This is a genomic window from Polymorphobacter megasporae (genome assembly GCF_018982885.2).
Lineage (GTDB): Bacteria > Pseudomonadota > Alphaproteobacteria > Sphingomonadales > Sphingomonadaceae > Polymorphobacter_B > Polymorphobacter_B megasporae.
Window position 1 is genome coordinate 2,897,423 of sequence record NZ_CP081848.1, and the last position, 20,559, is coordinate 2,917,981.

18 protein-coding genes are annotated in these 20,559 nt (G+C 65.7%); 11 read left to right on the forward strand and 7 right to left on the reverse strand.

What is annotated here, in order from left to right; translation table 11 throughout:
* The first annotated feature begins 20 nt into the window (after positions 1-20).
* Genes KTC28_RS13560 through epsI form a run of 4 tightly spaced genes read left to right on the forward strand, consistent with a single transcriptional unit; the run spans position 21 to position 3,893 of the window.
* Positions 21-1,424: a GumC family protein gene (locus KTC28_RS13560; RefSeq protein ID WP_216707672.1), complete on the forward strand. Its 1,404-nt coding sequence runs from the start codon at positions 21-23 to the stop codon at positions 1,422-1,424.
* Entirely contained in the window at positions 1,421-2,311 is an 891-nt protein-coding gene (locus tag KTC28_RS13565) for a protein tyrosine kinase (RefSeq protein ID WP_216707673.1), read from the forward strand. Before KTC28_RS13560 ends, KTC28_RS13565 begins: the two co-directional genes overlap by 4 nt.
* 2 nt (positions 2,312-2,313) lie before the next feature.
* Positions 2,314-3,195 carry an exosortase V gene (xrtV, locus tag KTC28_RS13570; RefSeq protein ID WP_255602027.1) on the forward strand — a complete coding sequence of 294 codons (882 nt, stop codon included), beginning with the start codon at positions 2,314-2,316 and terminating at the stop codon, positions 3,193-3,195.
* The gene (epsI, locus tag KTC28_RS13575; RefSeq protein ID WP_216707674.1) at positions 3,192-3,893 is read left to right on the forward strand and encodes an exosortase-associated protein EpsI, V-type; all 702 of its coding nucleotides are present in this window, start codon (positions 3,192-3,194) and stop codon (positions 3,891-3,893) included. The genes xrtV and epsI overlap by 4 nt, the downstream gene beginning before the upstream one ends.
* Here the strand turns inward: epsI and KTC28_RS13580 are convergent.
* Positions 3,890-4,132 (reverse strand): XrtV sorting system accessory protein, encoded by a 243-nt coding sequence (locus KTC28_RS13580; protein WP_216707675.1) that lies wholly within the window; start codon positions 4,130-4,132, stop codon positions 3,890-3,892. The genes epsI and KTC28_RS13580 overlap by 4 nt on opposite strands.
* Positions 4,133-4,290: 158 nt before the next feature.
* Here KTC28_RS13580 and KTC28_RS13585 point away from each other — a divergent pair, with 158 nt between their 5' ends.
* A complete protein-coding gene (locus KTC28_RS13585) occupies positions 4,291-5,745 on the forward strand; it encodes an undecaprenyl-phosphate glucose phosphotransferase (RefSeq protein ID WP_216707676.1) in 1,455 nt (484 codons plus the stop codon).
* A 100-nt stretch (positions 5,746-5,845) separates the two neighbouring features.
* Here the strand turns inward: KTC28_RS13585 and KTC28_RS13590 are convergent, their stop codons facing one another.
* Together KTC28_RS13590 and sppA are read right to left on the reverse strand one after the other, a co-directional pair.
* On the reverse strand, positions 5,846-7,702 hold the full coding sequence (locus KTC28_RS13590) for a DUF885 domain-containing protein (RefSeq protein ID WP_216707677.1): 1,857 nt from the start codon (positions 7,700-7,702) through the stop codon (positions 5,846-5,848).
* 36 nt (positions 7,703-7,738) lie between these two features.
* Entirely contained in the window at positions 7,739-9,622 is a 1,884-nt protein-coding gene (gene sppA / locus KTC28_RS13595) for a signal peptide peptidase SppA (protein ID WP_216707678.1), read from the reverse strand.
* Positions 9,623-9,818: 196 nt separating this feature from the next.
* On the opposite strand from sppA, the gene groES reads away from it, so the two are divergent.
* Together groES and groL are read left to right on the forward strand one after the other, a co-directional pair.
* Positions 9,819-10,106, forward strand: a complete 288-nt coding sequence (gene groES / locus KTC28_RS13600; RefSeq protein WP_216707679.1) for a co-chaperone GroES — start codon at positions 9,819-9,821, stop codon at positions 10,104-10,106.
* A 54-nt stretch (positions 10,107-10,160) separates the two neighbouring features.
* Entirely contained in the window at positions 10,161-11,816 is a 1,656-nt protein-coding gene (groL, locus tag KTC28_RS13605; protein WP_216707680.1) for a chaperonin GroEL, read from the forward strand.
* Between the two features lie 135 nt (positions 11,817-11,951).
* On the opposite strand, the gene KTC28_RS13610 is transcribed toward groL, so the two are convergent.
* Genes KTC28_RS13610 through KTC28_RS13620 form a run of 3 tightly spaced genes read right to left on the reverse strand, consistent with a single transcriptional unit; the run spans position 11,952 to position 13,500 of the window.
* Entirely contained in the window at positions 11,952-12,320 is a 369-nt protein-coding gene (locus KTC28_RS13610; RefSeq protein ID WP_216707681.1) for a hypothetical protein, read from the reverse strand.
* A 41-nt stretch (positions 12,321-12,361) separates the two neighbouring features.
* On the reverse strand, positions 12,362-12,556 hold the full coding sequence (locus tag KTC28_RS13615; RefSeq protein WP_216707682.1) for a hypothetical protein: 195 nt from the start codon (positions 12,554-12,556) through the stop codon (positions 12,362-12,364).
* Complete coding sequence (locus KTC28_RS13620; protein ID WP_216707683.1) at positions 12,553-13,500, reverse strand: MlaA family lipoprotein; 948 nt, start codon at positions 13,498-13,500, stop codon at positions 12,553-12,555. The genes KTC28_RS13615 and KTC28_RS13620 overlap by 4 nt, the downstream gene beginning before the upstream one ends.
* Positions 13,501-13,604: 104 nt before the next feature.
* Here KTC28_RS13620 and KTC28_RS13625 point away from each other — a divergent pair, with 104 nt between their 5' ends.
* Genes KTC28_RS13625 through metH form a run of 4 tightly spaced genes read left to right on the forward strand, consistent with a single transcriptional unit; the run spans position 13,605 to position 19,211 of the window.
* Complete coding sequence (locus KTC28_RS13625) at positions 13,605-14,549, forward strand: ArsR/SmtB family transcription factor (protein WP_216707684.1); 945 nt, start codon at positions 13,605-13,607, stop codon at positions 14,547-14,549.
* Complete coding sequence (gene metF, locus KTC28_RS13630; RefSeq protein WP_216707685.1) at positions 14,546-15,496, forward strand: methylenetetrahydrofolate reductase; 951 nt, start codon at positions 14,546-14,548, stop codon at positions 15,494-15,496. The genes KTC28_RS13625 and metF overlap by 4 nt, the downstream gene beginning before the upstream one ends.
* Complete coding sequence (locus tag KTC28_RS13635; protein ID WP_216707686.1) at positions 15,493-16,554, forward strand: homocysteine S-methyltransferase family protein; 1,062 nt, start codon at positions 15,493-15,495, stop codon at positions 16,552-16,554. The genes metF and KTC28_RS13635 overlap by 4 nt, the downstream gene beginning before the upstream one ends.
* Complete coding sequence (gene metH / locus KTC28_RS13640) at positions 16,554-19,211, forward strand: methionine synthase (protein ID WP_216707687.1); 2,658 nt, start codon at positions 16,554-16,556, stop codon at positions 19,209-19,211. The genes KTC28_RS13635 and metH overlap by 1 nt, the downstream gene beginning before the upstream one ends.
* Positions 19,212-19,217: 6 nt before the next feature.
* Here metH and KTC28_RS13645 read toward each other — a convergent pair whose 3' ends face one another.
* Complete coding sequence (locus tag KTC28_RS13645) at positions 19,218-20,531, reverse strand: M24 family metallopeptidase (RefSeq protein ID WP_216707688.1); 1,314 nt, start codon at positions 20,529-20,531, stop codon at positions 19,218-19,220.
* Between the last annotated feature and the right edge of the window lie 28 nt (positions 20,532-20,559).

A 20,559-nucleotide genomic window follows, 5' to 3' on the forward strand; every position in this document is an offset into this window, starting at 1 on the left:
GCGCGCAGGAGTAGCGTCGGATGAGTATCGCCCAATTCCTGCGCATCTTGATGGCGCGCCGGATGATCATAGTCATCACCTTGTTCGTGGGATTGGCGTCGGCTCTCGCGCTGTGCTTCATCCTGAAGCCGCGCTATCCGGCGACTGCACGTATCCTGATGGACGTGATCAAGCCTGATCCGGTGTCGGGACAGGTCATCGCGTCGAGCTTCGTGCGCGGGTATACCCGGACGCAGATCGAATTGATCACCGACTACCGGGTGGCCGGTGATGTCGTCGACAAGCTGGGCTGGGAACGCAACCCGCTGATGGTCGAGGACTACCAGAAGAACTCGAACGGCACCGAGGACTTCAGGCGGTACAAGGCGCGCGGTATTATTGAGGGCACCGATGCCGAACTGGTCCAGGGAAGCAATATCCTTGAGATCACGTACACGGCGGGTAATCCGATCATTGCGCGTACCGTCGTCAGCGCACTGCGGTCGGCGTACATCGATGCCAGCCTCCGTTTCCGCACCGACGCTGCAGGCCGTTCGGCGGATTGGTACGTCGATCAGGCACAAAAGGCGCAGCAGGCGCTGGCCAGTGCCGAAGCCAAGAAGTCGGCTTACGAACGTGAAAACGGGATCGTCATGGCGCCCGGAGGCGCTGATTCCGAAACAATGAAGCTCGAAGCGATGCAGAGCGCGATGCTGTCTGCGCGCACCGCTGCGGGCATGGTCGATAGCAACAAGGACATCCGGGCCGATCAGAGCGTTCCGGTGACCTCGATCAAGGCGCAGCTCAACGGGGTCGAGGATTCGCTGGCGACGGCGAGCCAGAAGCTTGGGACATCGCATCCGACTTACATCGCGCTCGCGGAACGCCGTAAGGTCCTGCAGCAGCAGCTCGCGCGTGAGACCGCGCTGGCACGTTCGCAGGGTGGCAGCAGCGCCTCGGCGAGCCAAGGCAACGCGTCACGCCTCGAGGCTGAAGTGACGGCGCAAAAGGCGAAGGTCCTGGCGCTCAAGCCGCAGCTCGACCAGCTGGCCCAGCTCCAGCGCGAAGTCGACCTTCGCCGATCGCAGTACGAGAAAGCGGCACAGCGCGCCGCCGATCTCAAGCTCGAGGCCGATGTTTCGGAAACCGGGCTGGTTTCGCTCGGCGACGCGGTCGTCAGTGGCGTTCCTGCGTTTCCGAACAAGCCGCTGATCCTGGCCCTTGGGGCGGCCGGCGGATTGGGCCTCGGCATCATATTGGCGATTGCGACAGAACTGCTCTCGCGGCGAATTCGCGGTCCGGAGGATCTAGCCCGTGCGTCGAAGGTCGCTGTACTGGCGGTCATCGCGGGTCCGATCCGGATGACGTTCGGGCAGCGAGTCCTTCGTTTCTTCCATATCGGCAGCGAAACGCCGCCAGCGACTGGATTGTCACCCGCCCGATGAATACCATCCCGACGAGCTTGGCGACGACGGTCAGTGATGGACGGATCGGTGCCGATGCGCCGATCCGCGACGCTCTCCTGCGTCTTGGGCTACTTACCGACGATGAGGCGACGCGGGTTGCGGAGCATCAGGCGGCGCAGGGTGTCGATTTCGACCAGGCGGCGCTCCAGCTTGGTTTCATCGGCGCCGAGGAACTCGATCGCGCGCGTGATCAGCTGGTTAACAGCCTCGCCCTCCAGGAGGATGTCCGGCGCGGCGTGTCCGACGAGCTTGTCGTGCTCAGCGACCCGGTCAGCGCCAAGGCCGAATCGATCAGGCTGTTGCGGACGCAGGTGATCGCCCAGCATATCAAGCCGGGCCGTCGGGCAATGGCATTCGTTGCACCGGTCGACGGCGTCGGCTGCAGTTATCTTGTCGCCAACCTCGCCGCGGCGCTGTCGCAGGTTGGGACGAAAACCCTGCTCGTCGATAGCAATCTGCGATCGCCGCGGATCGACCAAATCTTCGGCTTGGCTGCAAATGGTCCCGGCCTGTCGAGCTATCTGTCGCTGCAAGTGTCGCGTCCCGAGCGCGTCATCCATGCCAATGTGCTGCCCAATCTCTCGGTCATCACTGCGGGACCGCCGGTGTCACGGCCTCAAGAATTGCTGTCGAGCACGCGGTTTCGCGACGGCATGAACATGCTCCTTCGCGAGTATGACATCGCGCTGTTCGACACGCCGGCGGCGAACAGCTGTGCCGACGCCCTGACGATTTCTTCGGTGATCGGCTATGCGGTCATCGTCGCGCGACGCGACAAGACCTTCGTCGGGGATGTCGCGACCTTGGCCGGGCAGCTCGCCGCGGCGCGCAGTTCGGTCGTCGGTTCGGTTCTGAGCGAATTTTGAACGTGGCGACGATTGCTGATCACGGCCGGCGAACGATCGACTGGCCGCGGCTTTTGTCGGTCCATGCGCTTCTGTTCGTCGGAGCAACGGCGCTATTCCTGCCGACGATCGCCAGCCTTGGCGTCGGACCGTGGTCGACCGAGGCCGGCGTCCATGGCCCGCTCGTCCTCGCCACCGGTATCTGGCTGATCGTTCGGCGCAGTGCGGAAATTCGTGCCGCGGCTCAGCCGGGATCGCTCGGCATCGCAGTCGCAGCGATGGCTGTCGCGGTGATCGGCTATACGTTTGGCCGCGCGTTCGACTTCATCAGTGTCGAAGTCGCGTCGATGCTGCTCGCTTACGGCGCGGTCGCCTACAGCTTCCTCGGTGCCGCCGTCCTGCGATTGATGTGGTTTCCGATCGTGTATCTCGCGTTCATGATCCCGATCCCGGGCTCGGTACTCGATACGGCGACGCAGCCGCTCAAGGCGATCGTTTCGCAATCGGTCACCAGCGTCCTCGGCAGCTTTGGCTATCCGGTCGCACGGGTCGGGGTCACGATTTACGTCGCGCAGTATCAGTTGCTCGTCGAGGACGCATGCGCCGGACTGAATTCGTTGATCAGCTTGACCGCGATCGGCCTGTTCTATGTCTACGTCATGCGCAACACCAATTGGCGCTATTCGGTGCTGCTGCTCATTCTCGTCCTGCCGATCGCGATCTTGGCGAACTGCATCCGGGTCGCGGCGCTCGTCCTGCTGACTTATTATTTTGGTGACGCCGTCGCGCAGGGGTTTTTGCACAAATTTGCCGGCATGGTCACTTTCACTTCGGCATTGCTGTTCATCTTCCTTATCGACGCGTTGCTTAGCCCGGTCCGGACGTGGCTCGAGAAAGCGCGATGATCGATCGGCGCGATATCTTGCTCGGCGGCGGCATGCTGCTGGCGGCGGCCGGCGCGGCGGCGCTGACCCCGCGGCACCATGTCGAACTACTCCACGGTCGTAAGCTCGACTCGATCATCCCGGAATCGTTTGGCGCGTGGCGCATGACACCCTCAAGTGCATTCGTGCTCCCCAAAACTCCGGGCAGTCTTGCCGACCGGCTGTACAGCGACACCGTCACCCGCCTGTATGTCGCGCCGAACCAGCTCCCGATCATGATGGTGCTCGCCTACGGCAATTTACAAAGCGACCTGCTCCAGCTTCACCGGCCGGAGACCTGCTACGCCGCGGTCGGCTTCCAGATATCGAACTCTACTCGGACGGCCCTCCCGGTCGCGCCCAAGGTTGCGATCCCGCTCCGCGAGTTGACCGCCTCGACGGAAAACCGGGTCGAACCGATCGCCTACTGGACGAGGATTGGCGACTATCTCCCGACCGATAAGCATGAACAGCGGACGATGCGGTTCCGAGAGCAGCTTGCTGGGATTATTCCGGACGGTATCCTCGTTCGTTTGTCGACGGTTGCAGAGCCAACCCCCGAGACATTCAAGGCATTGACCGAATTCGGTCGTGCGCTGGTGCTCGGGGTCAAGCCTGCGGACCGTGCCATTCTGATCGGACCGACGCTTGCTGCCGAGCTGTCTCGGCTGGGCGTCTAGCCGTGGAAACCGTCGAGCGGGCGAAGCACCACGAAGATAAATGCGAGGGTGGCACCGCCGGCGGCAATCGCGACGAGGTCGTACCCTTCGTTACCGATATAATTCGTCGCTGCACAACCGACTGCGGCGACGAGATAATGCCACAGCTGGTCGCGGGCCTCACCCTGCGATCGCTGCAGAAAAAGAACGACCAGTCCTGCAAAGACGATCATTGTCGACCAATCGTAAACGGTCTGCATCGATACTCCCCAAAACAATCCCGCGCCACTTAAGCGTCGGTACACTACTACCCAGTATCGAGGCTACAGCCATTGGTTGACAAAACAAATCATGGATCGATGCGGTTTGGCATGATGCCCTGCCGTGGCCGTCGTTGGCGTAAGTTCGGGGCGACGGTTTGAACGAATTGAATCCAAGGACTGTGGTCGCGGCACCCAGCGGCAAGACCGCGATCCCGCTCGACGCGGTGATTCTGACCGTCAGAACGGTTGAATTCGCGCTTGTCATCATCTCAGGGATGATCGCCAGTTCGGTGCTCATGCCGCCAACCGTCGAGTCCGGGCCGGTCTATTCGCGGATCGTATTCGTTGCCGCGGTGGCGTTCGCGGTCCTCGCTGAAACCGTCGGCAGCTATGATATCGAGGCGCAATTCTCGTTGCGACAAGCATGGCAACGCGTCGCAACCGCGTGGGTGACGACGACATTATTCCTCGTCACACTCGGCTTCTTGCTCAAGGCGTCCGATCAGGTATCGCGCGAATGGGCATTCGGCTGGTTTATGACCGGCGGCGCCCTTCTGCTTTCGAGCCGGCTGGCGATGACGATCTGGGTTCGGCGGCTCAAGCGCCAGGGCATCTTCAACCAGCGCGTCGCGATCTTCGGAGCGGGGCCGCAGGGCGCGCGGTTGGCGAACTACATTCTGACAACCGACAAATTGACGATCACGCTTGTTGGTTTCTACGATGATCGGCTCGATGGGCGTGTGCCGACGTCGCACCACGGGATTCCTGTTCATGGCAACCTTACGGCGTTGATGGCGGCAATACGGGGCGGTGGCATCGATCAGGTCATCGTCGCACTTCCCTGGTCCGCCGAGGCGCGGCTGCAGGCGGTCGTCGGGCGTCTCGCCTTGACCCCGGTTCGTATTCGGCTTGCGCCCGACCTTGCCAGCTTCGTTTTTGCGCGCCGCCCGGTCGTGCTGCTCGGCGACATGCCGGTGATGACGCTGTTCGAGCGTCCGATCTCAGGCGTTGATGCGTGGGTGAAGGCGGCCGAGGATCGCGTTCTCGCCGTCCTCTCGCTCGCCGTCCTCGGACTGCCGATGCTGCTGATCGCGCTGGCGATCCGACTTGATTCACCCGGCCCTGTGTTTTTCCGCCAGGCCCGCGAAGGATTCAACAACCGTCCGTTCCGCGTCTACAAATTCCGGACGATGCACCACAATCGAGCACAAGATACTGAGATTGTTCAAGCAAGCCGTCGTGATTCGCGCGTTACCCGCGTCGGCGCGCTGCTCCGCCGGACGAGCCTGGACGAGCTGCCGCAGTTGATGAACGTTCTTGGCGGCGACATGTCGGTCGTTGGGCCGCGGCCGCATGCGGCTTCTACTCGGGCGGGGGGACGGTTGTTTTCGGACGTGTTGTCGTCGTATGCGGCGCGGCACAAGGTCAAGCCGGGGATTACCGGATGGGCGCAGGTGTGTGGTTGGCGGGGTCAGACCGACACTGAGGAAAAGCTCATAAAGCGCTTTGAACACGACCTTTATTATATCGAGAACTGGTCGATCTGGTTCGACTTCTACGTCCTCTGCCGCACCGTCGTCGCTGTCATCCTGCCGCGTAACGCGTTCTAAAACCCGCGCGCACCGCCACGCGCACGCCACCCCGCACAACGGCGCTCCGCGACCGGCACCCCGACGATACGGCGAGCACGCATATGCTCGCCGTTTTCGCTCAGCCTCGCGCCGCCGCGATATAGCTGTCGATCGCCGTCGCGAGCACGGTCAGCGGAACGCCGCCGGTCATCACCACCGCGTCGTCGAACCCGGCGAGCGTGAACTTCGGTCCGAGCGCTGCCTTCGCCTTCGCCCGCAGGCGCAGGATCTCGTTGTGGCCGATCTTGTAGCCACACGCCTGTCCGGGAGCGACGCAGTAGCGGTCGACCTCGCTCGTCATCGCTTGCTTGCCCTTGCCGGTCTCGCTCGTCAGGAAGACGACCGCCTGTTCGCGCGTCCAGCGCATCGAGTGCAGCCCGGTGTCGACGACAAGCCGGCACGCGCGGAACTGCTGCGCCTGGAGGTAGCCGAGCTGGCCGAACGGGTCGTCGGCATACAGACCGAGCTCGTCGACGAGCTGTTCGGCGTACAGCGCCCAGCCTTCGACGAAGGCGTTGAACCCGGTCAGCGACGTGATCAGCGGCGGCTTGACCTTCGCCTCGGCGAGATAGGCGAACTGGAAGCCGTGGCCGGGGACGCCCTCGTGCGCGGTCAGCGTCGACAGCTGGTACTTCGGCCACAACGCGGTCGATTTCAAATTGATGTAATAGATCGCCGGGCGCGACCCATCGAGCGCGGCGGGGTTCATGTAACCGAGCGCCGCGCCGTCCTGAATGTCGGCCGGGACCTGCTTGACCATGACGTCGGCGCGAAGTCCGAGGTTCGACATCTCCGGCAGCAGCTTGCGGATCTTCGCCAGCCGCTCGTTACAATAAGCGATGATCGCCGCGCGCCCTTCGGCATTGTCGGGAAATGCGAAGCGCGGATCGGTATTGAGCGCGGCGACGCGTGCGCCGACGCTGCCTTGCGTCATGCCCTGCGACTTCAGGATCGAATCCATGCGCGACTGGAGCATCTTGTTCTGCTCGAGCCCGGTGCGGTGGATTTCGGCGGGGGACAGCTCGGTCGTCGTGCCGAGGCGAAGTGCGTAGCGGTAGAAAGCGTCGCCGTCGGGCAGGCGCTGGATGCTGCCGACGTCGGGGGCGTGCGCGGTCGACTTGGCGAAGGCGGCGATCTGGCGGTCGAGGGCAGGGTAGACCTCGCGCTCGACGATCGCGGTGCAACGTCCCGCCCAGTCGCCGTCGATTCCGGCGGCCTTGGCGCGGGTGGCGAGCGACGCGACAAGCCGCTGGCTCGCCGCCGGGGTGGCGCGAAAGCCGCGCTGCTGGCCGATGACGTTCGACGCGACAAAGCTTGGCGGAATGACCCCGATAGCGGCGTTGCGCGCAATCTTGTCGGTTTCGCCGTCGAGCTGCTTGGCGAACGCCGAGACGCGCGCGAGATACGCCTCGGCGTCGGCGCGGGTCTTGACGATGTGCTGCGAGTCGAGGAATTCGGGAACGCTGCTCAGCGCGCCATCTTGCTGCGAGATTGCGTACGGCTGCGCGCCACCGAGGAAGCCCGACTTGGCGCCGCCGCCATAAGCGAATTTCGTCCCGTCGATCGCGCGCTCGGACGAATACATGACCGTGTCGAGGCGGATCTTGGCCGCTTCGTCGAGACGGCTCCGGTCGATCGCGCCGAGCCGCCGCTTCATTGCCACCGCCTGCGCGGCCCAGCGCGCGTTGGCGGCGGGTGAGATATCGCTGAGTTCGGACTTGAGGGCGATCCGCGCGCCGTTGTCGACACCAAGGCCGGTCGCCATCTCGGGGGCGAGCGCGAGGATCTCGTCGGCGAAGACATCGAGTTCGCGCGCAAGCTTGTCGCCGGCATCACCCGCGACAGCGGCCCATGCCGCCTGCGGCAGGGCAGCAGCGGCAACGGTCGCACCGCCCGCAAGCAGCATTGTCCGGCGGTCGATCACGGTCTTGGTCATTCGGCGTCCCCCTGAATGGGTTTAGAGTCGCGGTGCTTAGCGGATAGCGGCGCTAGCCGTGGCGAGCCAGTCGGCGCTGCGGGCGATGTTGGCGGGGCGGGGCGGGGCGAGGGTTGAACAGTCGAGGCAATGCGCCTGGATCGTCGATCCACCCGCGATCGCCGCCGCTTCGCCGATCGCGCCGAAGATCCGTGCGCGGCTCGCCGCGGCGATCTTGGCGAACGGGTCGCGGGCGCGCGCCTGGTCGTCGTCGCCGCCACCGAGCCCGAGCGACTGGCCGACGAGCTGGAATAGCAGCGACGGCGTCTTCTCGACGTCGATCGTCCGCGGCGTATCGCCGAGCTTTGCCGCGCGGCCCGCCGCCGCGACCGCCGCGTCGAGGCCGCCGAGATGGTCGACGAGCTTGAGGTTGAGCGCGTCGGCCCCGGTCCACACCCGGCCCTGTGCGATCTCGTCGACGCGGGCGATCGGCAAATGCCGCGCGGTGGCGACGAGCCCGGTGAAACGACGATAGACGTCGTCGATCGACGCCTGGAGGATCGTCGCGCTGTCGGGAGTCAGCCCGCGCAGGATATCGGGGTCACCAGTGTACGGGGTCGACTTCGTCGCATCAGTGGTGATGCCGAGCTTGTCGAGCGCGCGGTTGAAGGTCGGGATGACCGCGAATACGCCGATCGAGCCGGTGATCGTCGACGGCTGGGCGAAGACCTGTGACGCGGCGGTCGAGACCCAATAGCCGCCAGATGCCGCAACCGGGCCCATCGAGGCGATGACCGGCAGGCCCTTCGCCGTCGCCTGCGCCAGCGCCTCGCGGATGCGTTCGGACGCGAGGACCGATCCGCCGGGCGAGTCGATGCGGACGACGAGCGCCTTGATGTCGCTGTTGGTCAACGCCTTGGCGACTAGCTTGGCGATCGTGTCGCCGCCAGCGGTGCCGGCTCCGGCCTCGCCGTCGACGATGTTGCCGGCAATATAGACGATGCCCACCGCCGGGCCGCTGCGGTTCGGCTTGGTCGCGTTGGCGTAGGTGTCGAGCCTGACGCCGTTGAACGCGCCCGGCTGCTTGTCGTCGCCGGTGCCGACGAGCTTGGCGATCGTCTGGCCAAAGGCAACGCGGGTGCCGATCTGGTCGATCAGGTGGGCGTCGAGCGCTTCCTTGGCGAAGTCACCGTTCGCCGCCTTGATCCGCGCGGGCAGGTTGGCGAAGGCGGCGGTGACGTCGACGTTGGGACGCGCGGCGTGGACGTCGGCGGTGTAGGTCTTCCACAACCCGTCGACCAGCGCCTGCTCGGCAGCCTTGGCCTCGGGCGAGGCTTCGGTGCGGGTGAACGGCTCGACGAACGACTTGTACTTGCCGACGCGGAACACGTTGATGTCGACATCGAGCTTGTCGAGCGCCTTCTTGAAATACAGGTTGGTGCCGCCGGGACCGGTCAGCAGGACGCCGCCGAGCGGGTTGATCCACGCGTGGTTCGCCTGCGCCGCAAGGTAGTAGCTCGCATCGGTGTAGGCGGTGGCATAGGCGTAGACCGGCTTGCCGCTGCGCTTGAAGTTCTGCAACGCCGCCGCGATCGACTGGAGGTTGGCCTCGCCCGCGCCGATGAAGGTGTCGAGCTGGAGGACGATCAGCTTGATCCGGCCATCGGTTCGCGCAGCATCGATCGAGCGGACGACGTCACGCACTTCGATCTCGTTGCCGCCGGTCGGGCCGCCGGTGACCGCGGCGAACGGCGACCGCTCGCTCGACTGGTCGACAACCGGGCCGTCAAGGTCGAGGACCAGCGCGCTGCCGTTGGGAATGCTCGCTGTACGGGTGTGGAACGCCGCCCATATGGCGAGCGCGAGAATCAACAGCAGGATCAGGACGCCAAGGTCCTTGACCCCGACGAGGAAGCGCCACGCACCGCGGACGAAAGTCATTCGAAGGATCACCTTGGACGAACCGTGGCGCAGCTATAGCGGGACGAGGCGAGACCGTACAACCGGGGCGCGACACAAGAACTTAACATGGACGAAGGTTGACGATCGTGAGCCCCACGACCATATGCGTCCGGCGTTAGCACTCGCTTATGGTGAGTGCCAGCGAGCCCATTCATCCGTTGAAGGTGAGACCCTCATGAAGTTCACGCCGCTGCACGATCGCGTGCTCGTCCGTCGTATCGAAGCCGAGGAAAAGACCGCGGGCGGGATCATCATTCCCGACACCGCCAAGGAAAAGCCCCAGGAAGGTGAAGTCGTCTCCGCCGGTTCCGGTGGCCGTCGCGACGACGGCGGCATCACGCCGATGGACGTCAAGGCCGGCGACAAGATCCTGTTCGGCAAGTGGTCGGGCACCGAGGTCAAGGTCGACGGCGAAGACCTGCTCATCATGAAGGAAAGCGATATCTTAGGGATCATCGGTTAATTCCGATCCCGAGCTTCGCAGTCCAATCCATTCAATCAGCTAAGGAATAATCACATGGCAGCGAAAGATGTCCGCTTTTCGCGCGACGCTCGTGAACGCATTCTCCGCGGCGTCGACATTCTCGCCGATGCAGTGAAGGTGACGCTCGGTCCCAAGGGCCGCAACGTCGTCATCGAAAAGAGCTTCGGCGCCCCGCGCATCACCAAGGACGGCGTCACCGTCGCCAAGGAAATCGAGCTCAAGGACCGCTTCGAGAACCTCGGCGCGCAGATGGTCCGTGAAGTCGCTTCGAAGACCAACGACAAGGCCGGTGACGGCACCACCACCGCGACCGTCCTCGCTCAGGCGATCGTTCGCGAGGGCATGAAGTCGGTCTCGGCCGGCATGAACCCGATGGACCTCAAGCGCGGCATCGACATGGCGGTTACCGCCGTCGTCGCCGACCTCAAGGCGCGCTCGAAGGATGTCGCCGGCACCGCCGAAATCGCCCAGGTCGGTACGATCTCGGCAAACGGCGAGACCGAAATCGGCGAGATGATCGCCAAGGCGATGGAAAAGGTCGGCAAGGAAGGCGTCATCACCGTCGAGGAAGCCAAGGGTATGGCCTCCGAGCTCGATGTCGTCGAAGGCATGCAGTTCGACCGCGGCTACCTCAGCCCGTACTTCATCACCAACCCCGAGAAGATGACGGTCGAACTCGACAACCCGTACATCCTCATCCACGAGAAGAAGCTATCGAACCTGCAGGCGCTGCTCCCGGTCCTCGAGGCCGTCGTCCAGTCGTCGCGTCCGCTTCTGATCATCGCCGAGGACGTCGAGGGCGAGGCTCTGGCCACGCTCGTCGTCAACAAGCTGCGCGGCGGCCTCAAGGTTGCTGCCGTCAAGGCTCCCGGCTTCGGTGATCGCCGCAAGGCGATGCTCGAGGACATCGCGATCCTGACCGCCGGTCAGATGATCTCGGAAGACCTCGGCATCAAGCTCGAGAACGTCACGCTGGCGATGCTCGGTCAGGCCAAGCGCGTCACGATCGACAAGGACAATTCGACCGTCATCGACGGCGCGGGTGATGCCGAAGCGATCAAGGGCCGCGTCGAGCAGATCCGTGCGCAGATCGAGATCACGACCTCGGACTACGACAAGGAGAAGCTCCAGGAGCGTCTCGCCAAGCTTGCGGGCGGCGTCGCCGTTCTCAAGGTCGGCGGCTCGACCGAAGTCGAAGTCAAGGAGCGCAAGGACCGCGTCGACGACGCCCTCCACGCGACCCGCGCTGCGGTCGAAGAAGGCGTTGTCCCCGGTGGCGGCACCGCGCTGCTCTACGCGACGAAGGCGCTCGAGGGCATGAAGGGTGCCAACGACGACCAGACCCGCGGCATCGACATCATCCGCAAGGCGCTGTTCGCGCCGGTTCGCCAGATCGCCCAGAATGCCGGGCATGACGGCGCGGTGATTTCGGGCAAGCTGCTCGATGGCGACGATCAGAACATCGGCTTCAACGCGCAGACCGACACCTACGAGAACCTGCTGGTCAGCGGCGTGATCGACCCGACCAAGGTCGTCCGCACCGCGCTTCAGGATGCGGCGTCGGTTGCCTCGCTGCTGATCACCACCGAAGCTGCGATCACCGACCAGCCGGCCGACGACAAGTCGGGCGGAATGGGCGGCGGCATGGGCGGCGGCGGAATGGGCGGCATGGGCGGGATGGACTTCTAGTCCACCCCAACCGCTGAACGGACGAAGGGCCGCGGTGCGAACCGCGGCCCTTTTTCGTTCGCCGAGACGATGGTCTGCAGCGGATACGAAAAAGGCCGCGGCGAACGCCGCGGCCTTTCCGTATCCGACTGGCGCTTAACGCGAAGCGGGTGCCGGGGTCTCGCTGCCGGCGCTGTTCGCCGGGGTGGTTCCGACACTGCCGCCCGCCATGCTGCTACCCGAGCTGCCGGCGGTCGTCGTTGCGCCCGAACCCGCGTCGGTCGCACCGCTCGACGGGGTCGAACCGGCTGCACCGCCGCTGACGTCACCGCCGGTTGCCGCGGCGCCGTTTCCGGCAGTGGTCGACGTGTCCGCGGTCCCGGTGCTGCCCATCGCGCTGCCGCTGGCTGCCGTATCGGTCGCGGTCGATGATGTCGTCGTCGTCGTCGCGTCGTCGGCCTTCTTGCCGCACGCGCCGAGGCTGAGTGCGGCGGCGATGGCGACGATGCTGATGGCGGTGCGCATTAATTTATCCTCGGTTGCTGGCAATCAGCCGCACAACCCGATCACTTCGACGTTGGTTCCGGTGCGGCGAGGGGTCGCGCAGGCGTCGTCGCCTCGCTGCGTGCCGCATCGGTATCGTCGACCGCCTTGCGCATTCCGGCGTCGATATCGCGCGCGCTCGCGCTCGCCGCCGGGTCGGGAGCCTTGTTGCACGCTGCGAGCGCAAGCAATCCCGCGAGGGCAGCGAGGCGGATCACGGCGCCTTGGGCGCGTCGGCTGAAGTCGCGGCAGGCGGCGTTGTCGCGTCGCCCGCGGGCTTGTCGGCCGCCGTCGGCTGGTCGGTCGCGCTCGGCACCGGGGTCGTCGGCACCGCCGACGGGGGCTGCGGCGTCGACGAGTCCGGCTGGCGCGTGCCGCCTGGCGCGAGCGGCGCATCGGCTGGGGTCATATCGTCCTCGTCGGGCGGATTGCCGTCGTAGATCTGCGACTGGCGATGCTGGAGATACGCCGACCGCACCGTCGCATATTCGTCGAGGCTGCCCGCGAGCAGCCCGTCGGCACCGGCGTCGATCAGCTGCGACCGCAGGTCGACCGCCTTCAGCCCGAACTCGGCGACCGAGTAATAGAATTTCCAGTCGATCACGGCGTTGCGGATATACGGCACCGGATCGACCGCGAACTCGACACCAAGCCCGACGCCGTCGCGCAGCGTCGATGGGCCGAAGAACGGAAGCATCAGGTACGGACCCGACTTGATCCCCCACACGGCGAATGTCTGGCCGAAATCCTCTTTTTCCTCGGGACGACCAAGATCGGTCGCGACGTCGGCGAGCCCGCCGACCCCCAGCACCGTGTTGAGCATGAAGCGGTCGACGGTGCGGAACGCCTGCTTGATCTTGCCCTGGAGCACCGCGTTGATGAACGACACCGGTTCGCCGAGATTGTTGAACCCGTTGGTCACGCCGTGGCGCGCCGCGCCGGGAACGACCGCGCGATACACATGCGCCGCGGGGAGCAGCGCATAGTGATCGAGCTTCTTGTTGATCGCATACAGCTTGCGATTGGTCTTCTCGTACGGGTCGCGATACGCCTCGGCCATGCTGCCCGGGTGCGGTGTCGCGCAGGCGCCGACCGCGACAAGCAGGGCAGCGGCGACGATGCGTTCGATGGTGCAGACTCGTTCGACGGCGAAATGGCGCATGTTGACCCTCGAAACGCGGCGTCGATGCGGTTGCCACAAAGCTTTCGGGGGTACAAGCACGCCGGTCGGTTGACCTCATATAAGGATATGTTTATATCCCAATCATGAATTCTTCGCTGCCGATCTTTCGCGCGCTCGCCGATCCGACCCGGCTGCGAATCGTGCTGCTCGTGCGCCACATCGAACTCGCGGTCGGCGAATTAGCTGCTGTCCTGTGCCAGAGCCAGCCGCGGGTTTCGCGTCACCTCAAGATTCTGGCCGATGCCGGCCTGCTCAACCGCGCCAAGGAAGGCGCGTGGGTATTCGTGCGGCTCGGTGACGCGGCCCGCGTCGGCCCGGCGCTGGCGATGCTCGACGCGCTCGGCGAGTCGGCGGCGGCCGACCTCGTGCGGTTGGCCGATGTCCGCAACGAGCGCGCCGCCGCCGCAACAGCGTATTTCGCAGCGCACGCCGCCGACTGGGACGGCATCCGTTCGCTCCACGCGGCCGACTGCGACGTCGAGGGCGCGATCGTCGACCTGCTGGTCGATCGCCCGGTCGGACGGCTGCTCGACATCGGCACCGGCACCGGGCGTATGATCGAGCTGCTCGGTCCTGGCGCGGTCTCGGCGATCGGCGTCGACCGCTCGCCCGAGATGCTCCGGCTTGCACGCGGCAAGATCGAGGCGGCGGGACTTGGCCATGCCGAAGTCCGCCACGCCGACATGTACGACCTGCCGCGCGCCGACGGCAGCGCCGATACCGTCGTCATCCACCAAGTCCTCCACTACGCGGCGACCCCCGAGCGCGTTATCGGCGAAGCGGCGCGGGTGCTCGGCGACGATGGACGGCTGCTCGTGGTCGACTTCGCGCCGCACGACCGCGAGGAGCTTCGCGCCCGTCACGCCCATGCCCGGCTCGGCTTCGACGATGCCCAGATCGGCGGCTGGCTCCACGGGGCCGGGCTCGCCGTAACGCGCACTGCGCATGTCACCACCCCCGGATTTCCGCTGACCGTCAGCCTGTGGCTTGGCGAACGAACCCCCCAAGCTGAAAGGCGCGCCGCATGAGCCTGTCGCTTTCACAAATGGCCGAGGCCGGACTCGCGCTTAATGCGCCGCTCTATGCCGATGTGCCGGGCGACATTGCAGTGTCGTTCGAGTTCTTCCCGCCGAAGACCGAAGCGATGGAGCGGACGTTGTGGGAGTCGGTGGAGGCGTTGACCCCGCTCGCACCGAGCTTCGTCTCGGTGACCTATGGCGCGGGCGGGACGACGCGCGAACGGACCCACGCCACCGTCGCCCGCATCGCCCGCGAGACGCCGCTCAAGGCCGCCGCGCACCTGACTTGCGTCGATGCCTCGCGCGATGAGATCGACGCGGTCGCGCGCGATTACTGGGAGGCGGGGGTTCGCCACATCGTCGCGCTCCGCGGCGACCCGCCGCGCGCTGGCGAGAAGTTCACAGCGCACCCCGACGGCTACGCCAGCGCCGCCGAGCTCGTCGCCGGATTGAAGCGCGTCGCCGACTTCGAGATCTCGGTCTCGGCTTATCCCGAAATGCACCCCGACGCGCGCTCGCCGACCGACGACATCGATAACCTCAAGCGCAAGCTCGACGCTGGGGCGACACGGTCGATCACCCAGTTCTTCTTCGAACCCGACACGTATTTCCGCTTCCGCGATGCCGCCGCCGCCGCTGGCATCACCGCGCCGATCGTCCCGGGCATCCTGCCGGTGAGCAACTTCGCGATGCTGAGCAAGATGGCGGGCAGCTGCAACACCGCGGTTCCGCCGTGGCTCGCGCGGCTGTTCAACGGCCTCGACGACAAGCCCGCGACGCGGCAGCTCGTGGCGGCGACCGTCGCCGCCGAACTCTGCCGCCGCCTGTACGCAGGCGGGGTCCGCGATCTTCATTTCTACACGCTCAACCGCGCCGAGCTGAGCTACGCGATCTGCCACATGCTTGGCCTGCGCCCGGTCGAGGCCGCCGCTATCCCTCAGGAACTCGCAGCATGATCAAGTCCACCGCGGCTGCGCGCCTTCGCGACGAGGCAGCCAAGCGCGTCCTCATCACCGATGGCGCATTTGGCACGATGATCCAATCGTACAAATTGACCGAGGCCGATTATCGCGGCGACTATGACCTGACCGACGACCAGAAGGGCAATAACGACCTGCTCGTGCTGACCCGCCCCGACGTCATCGACGCGATCACGCGTGCCTATTTCGACGCCGGGTCGGACATCGTCTCGACCAACACCTTCAACGCCAACACCATCAGCCAGGGCGATTACAACGCCGTCCATCTGGTCCGCGAAATGAACCTCGCGGCGGCGCGGATCGCGCGCACCGCTGCCGACGATTACGAAGCCAAGGATGGCCGCCCGCGCTTCGTCGCCGGGGCGGTCGGGCCGACCAACAAGACGCTGTCGCTATCCCCCGACGTCAATGATCCGGGCTATCGCGCGGTCGACTTCGACGAGGTTAAGGCAGTTTACGCCGACCAGGCGGCGGCGCTGCTCGACGGCGGCTGCGACTTCATTTTGATCGAGACGATCTTCGACACGCTCAACGCCAAGGCGGCGATCGTCGCGGTGATGGAGCTTGCCGAGGAACGCGGTACCGAGATTCCGCTGATGATCTCGATGACGATCACCGACATGTCGGGGCGCAACCTGTCGGGCCATTCGGTCGAGGCGTTCTGGTACACCGTCCGCCATTCGCAGCCGCTGACGATCGGCCTCAACTGTGCATTCGGTGCCGACCTGCTCCGCCCGCACGTCCAGGCGCTCAGCCCGATCGCCGACGCCTTGGTCATGGTCTACCCGAACGCCGGGCTTCCCAATGACCTCGGCGAATATGACGAGCACCCGCACACGACCGGCGAGTTCATCGGCGAATGGGTCGCGCAGGGGCTGGTCAACATCGTCGGCGGCTGCTGCGGCTCGACGCCCGCGCACATCGCCGCGATGGCGAAGGCCGTCGCGGGCAAGCCGGTTCGCGCAATCCCGAGTCCTGCGCCGTCGCTGCGTCTGGCAGGGCTCGACCCGATGGTCATGGCAGAGGCAGCATAGTGGCAACCGCGTTCAAGCTCGACGACGACGCCCCGGCACCGTCGCGCGCGACCTTCGTCAACATCGGCGAGCGGACCAACGTCACCGGCTCGGCGGCGTTCAAGAAGCTGATCATGGGCGGCGACTATACCGCCGCAGTCGAAGTCGCGCGCAGCCAGGTCGAGAACGGCGCGCAGATCATCGACGTCAACATGGACGAAGGCCTCCTCGATGCCGAGGTGGCGATGACCACCTTCCTCAAGCTGATCGCCGCCGAGCCCGATATCGCCCGCGTGCCGGTGATGATCGACAGCTCGAAATGGGCGGTGATCGAGGCGGGCCTGCGCTGCGTCTCGGGCAAGCCGATCGTCAATTCGATCAGCATGAAGGAAGGCGTCGAGCCGTTCCTCGCCGCCGCGCGCAAGTGCCGGATGTACGGTGCCGCTGCGGTCGTCATGGCGTTCGACGAGCAGGGGCAGGCCGACACCGCCGCGCGTAAGGTCGAAATCTGCGGCCGGGCGTACGACCTGCTCGTCGCCGACGGCTTCCCCGCCGACGAGATCATCTTCGATCCCAACATCTTCGCCGTCGCGACGGGGATCGAGGAGCACGACAATTACGGTGTCGACTTCATCGAGGCGTGCCGCGCGATCAAGCTCCGCTGCCCGCACGCGCGCATCTCGGGCGGCGTGTCGAACATGTCGTTCAGCTTCCGCGGCAACGAGCCGGTCCGCCGCGCGATGCACTCGGTCTTCCTGTATTACGCGATCGCGGCGGGGCTCGACATGGGCATCGTCAACGCCGGGCAGCTCGATGTCTACGACACGATCGACCCCGAGCTTCGCGACGCGTGCGAGGATGTCATCCTCAACCGCCCGGCGCGCGTTCCCGGCCTGACCAACACCGAGCGGCTGGTCGAGCTCGCCGACAAGTTCAAGGGCGGCGTCCAGGCCGAAAAGGCGACCGAGGAATGGCGCGGCTGGCCGGTCGCCAAGCGGCTTGAACACGCGCTGGTCAAAGGCCTCGACGCCTATGTTGTCGACGATACCGAGGAAGCGCGGCTACTCGCGACGCGCCCGATCGACGTCATCGAGGGCCCGCTGATGGCGGGGATGAACGTCGTCGGCGACCTGTTCGGCGCGGGCAAGATGTTCCTGCCGCAGGTGGTCAAGTCGGCACGCGTGATGAAGAAGGCGGTCGCGCACCTCCTCCCGTACATCGAGGCGGAGAAGTCGGAGGGCGCGTCGTCGAAGGGCCGGATCGTCATGGCGACGGTCAAGGGCGACGTCCACGACATCGGCAAGAACATCGTCGGCGTCGTCCTCCAGTGCAATAATTTCGAGGTCGTCGACCTCGGCGTGATGGTGCCGTGGTCGACGATCCTGAAAGCCGCGAACGACCATAACGCCGACATGATCGGCTTGAGCGGGCTGATCACGCCGTCGCTCGACGAGATGGTCACCGTCGCCGCCGAGATGCAGCGCGCGGGGATGACGATGCCGCTACTGATCGGCGGCGCGACGACCAGCCGTGTCCACACCGCGCTCCGCATTGCGCCGGCGTACAAGGGCCCTACGATCCACGTCCTCGACGCGAGCCGCGCGGTTGGCGTCGCCGGCGCGATGGTCAGCGAGACAATCAAGGACGAACTCGTCCAGCGCACCAGCGACGAATACGAGGCGATCCGTGTCGCCCGCGCGAACAAGGGCGATTCGAAGCTCGTGCCGCTCGCGGTTGCGCGCGCCAATGCCTACCGCGCCGACTTCGCCAAGCACCCGCCGGTCAAGCCCGCGACGACGAGCTCGATCCTCGCCGACTATCCGCTCGAGAACCTGATCCCGTACATCGACTGGGTGCCGTTTTTCCGCGCGTGGGAGCTGGCGGGCAACTACCCCGCGATCCTCACCGACCCGGTCGTCGGCGAGGCGGCGACGTCGCTGTTCGCCGACGCGCAGGCGATGCTCGAACAGATCGTCCGCGAGAAGTGGTTGACCGCGAACGGCGTCGTCGGCTTCTGGCCTGCGCGCCGCGACGGCGACGACGTCCTGCTGTTCACCGACGAGACCCGCACCACCGTCCGGTCGCGCGTGCCCTTCCTCCGCCAGCAGGTCGAGAAGCGCGAGGGCCGCCCGAATTCGTGCCTCGCCGACTTCGTCAGCGACGGCGACGACTGGCTCGGCGGCTTTGCGGTGACGGCGGGGCAGGGGATCGAGCCCCACCTCGCGCGCTTCAAGGCGAACCACGACGACTATAACGACATCCTGCTCAAGGCGCTCGCCGACCGGTTGGCCGAGGCGTTCGCCGAACACCTCCACGAGCGCGTCCGTAAGGAATATTGGGGGTACGCCCCGCTCGAACAGCTCAGTCCCGAGGACCTCGTCCGCGAGAAATACGCCGGCATCCGTCCGGCGCCCGGCTACCCGGCGTGCCCCGACCACAGCGTCAAGCCCGAGCTGTTCGAGCTGCTGGGCGCGACCAATGCGACCGGCATCACCCTGACCGAAAGCTTCGCGATGCTGCCGACCGCGGCGGTCAGCGGCTATTATTTCGCATCGCCTGAGGCCAGCTACTTCGGCGTCGCGCGCGTCGGCAAGGACCAGGTCGCCGACTATGCCCGGCGGCGCGGGGTCGATGTCGAGCAGGCGGAGACGTGGCTGCGACCGAACCTCGATGGCTGACCGCCGTCAGCGGATCAGATAGAATTCGGTCTCGCGGCCATCGAGCCAGTGGAAGGCTTTCCCGTCGAACCAGCCGTCTTCCTCGAGGCGGAACGGGATGGTCTGCCCGCCCCACTCGGGCACCGCCGCCTCGGTATTGAGCTCGATCGAGAACGCGGTGTCGGCAACGAGCGGATGCTCGCCGGTCGGGCTCGGCCCCTGATTGTCCCAATACCCGATCGACGACCCCGCCGCATGGCCGTGATAGCCGAGCGGGTGCGAATAGATCGAGGGCTTCAGGCCTTTGCTGATGGCATCCGCGCGCGTCTCCGCGAGGAGCGTGTTGCCCGTCACGCCGAGGCGGAACCGCGAGGTCAGCATGTCCTGAAGCTTGTTCGCCGCTGCGAGCCCCGCGCGCAATCCCGCCGGTGCGGCGGTCTCGCCGGGACGCAGGACATAGGCAAGCTGCTGGGTATCGGTGTTGAGACGGAGGTAGGTGATGCCAAAGTCGCACCACAGCATGTCGCCCGGCTCGATCACCGTCGCGCCCTCCAGCGGCTCTGGCGCACCCTTGCGGAACGAATCGATCGAGGGGTGGAACCACGTGTCGAAGCCGAGCGTGCGGATCCGCTCGCGCATCCACCACTGGACGTCCTCGGTCGTCGTCACGCCGGGGGTGATGACCTTGCGTGAGAACGCCTCGGCGATGATCGAATGCGCGATCGCGACGATGCCCGGATAGCGCGCGAGCTGGTCGGGGCTGCGCGTTTCGAGCCAGCCGACCGCCAGCGCCTCGCTTTCGACGATCCGGCTGCGGAGCGCTGGCGAGAGCGACCCGGCGAGCGCTTCGTATTGCGAATGCGTCAGCCCGTCGCCGAACGCCGTCAGCGGTGACACGTCGACGACGATCTTGTGCGGGTTTCGCGCTGCGACGATCGCGGCGAAGGCGCGCCACTGGTCGGGCTCCTTCGATGGGTCCCAAACCGGAGCGAACAGTCCGGCGAGACCGTAGCGGCTGACCGTCAGGCGTTCGAGCGGCTTGCCGCCGCCGGGATCGAAGAAGATCAGGATCGTCCGTCGCCGCGCGTGCAGGCTGCGCGCGTCGAGCATCGTCGCGACGACCGGATCCTCGGCATATTCGCGCGCGACGAGCACCCACATGTCGGCGTGCTGCTCGCGCATCAGGCGCGGCACGATCGTGTCGAGGCGGGTCTTGAGGTCGGCGTCGATCACGGCGGCCTGCTCGCGCAACGGGAGGACCGGCGGAGCGGCAGCGGCAGCGATCGTATCGGCCAGCGCCATCGCGCACACTGCCAAGCCAGTCAAAACCTTACGTCGCATCTCAGTCCCCCCGTTCCGTTGCCACCCG

What these genes read in the sequence shown, in the direction of transcription:
- KTC28_RS13635 (WP_216707686.1), top strand. Translation starts at nt 15,493, where the DNA reads ATGATCAAGTCCACCGCGGCTGCGCGCCTTCGCGACGAGGCAGCCAAG.
- KTC28_RS13560 (WP_216707672.1), top strand. Translation starts at nt 21, where the DNA reads ATGAGTATCGCCCAATTCCTGCGCATCTTGATGGCGCGCCGGATGATC.
- KTC28_RS13580 (WP_216707675.1), bottom strand. Translation starts at nt 4,132, where the DNA reads ATGCAGACCGTTTACGATTGGTCGACAATGATCGTCTTTGCAGGACTG.
- epsI (WP_216707674.1), top strand. Translation starts at nt 3,192, where the DNA reads ATGATCGATCGGCGCGATATCTTGCTCGGCGGCGGCATGCTGCTGGCG.
- KTC28_RS13625 (WP_216707684.1), top strand. Translation starts at nt 13,605, where the DNA reads ATGAATTCTTCGCTGCCGATCTTTCGCGCGCTCGCCGATCCGACCCGG.
- groL (WP_216707680.1), top strand. Translation starts at nt 10,161, where the DNA reads ATGGCAGCGAAAGATGTCCGCTTTTCGCGCGACGCTCGTGAACGCATT.
- KTC28_RS13590 (WP_216707677.1), bottom strand. Translation starts at nt 7,702, where the DNA reads ATGACCAAGACCGTGATCGACCGCCGGACAATGCTGCTTGCGGGCGGT.
- groES (WP_216707679.1), top strand. Translation starts at nt 9,819, where the DNA reads ATGAAGTTCACGCCGCTGCACGATCGCGTGCTCGTCCGTCGTATCGAA.
- KTC28_RS13620 (WP_216707683.1), bottom strand. Translation starts at nt 13,500, where the DNA reads ATGCGCCATTTCGCCGTCGAACGAGTCTGCACCATCGAACGCATCGTC.
- metF (WP_216707685.1), top strand. Translation starts at nt 14,546, where the DNA reads ATGAGCCTGTCGCTTTCACAAATGGCCGAGGCCGGACTCGCGCTTAAT.
- KTC28_RS13610 (WP_216707681.1), bottom strand. Translation starts at nt 12,320, where the DNA reads ATGCGCACCGCCATCAGCATCGTCGCCATCGCCGCCGCACTCAGCCTC.
- sppA (WP_216707678.1), bottom strand. Translation starts at nt 9,622, where the DNA reads ATGACTTTCGTCCGCGGTGCGTGGCGCTTCCTCGTCGGGGTCAAGGAC.
- KTC28_RS13645 (WP_216707688.1), bottom strand. Translation starts at nt 20,531, where the DNA reads ATGCGACGTAAGGTTTTGACTGGCTTGGCAGTGTGCGCGATGGCGCTG.
- KTC28_RS13565 (WP_216707673.1), top strand. Translation starts at nt 1,421, where the DNA reads ATGAATACCATCCCGACGAGCTTGGCGACGACGGTCAGTGATGGACGG.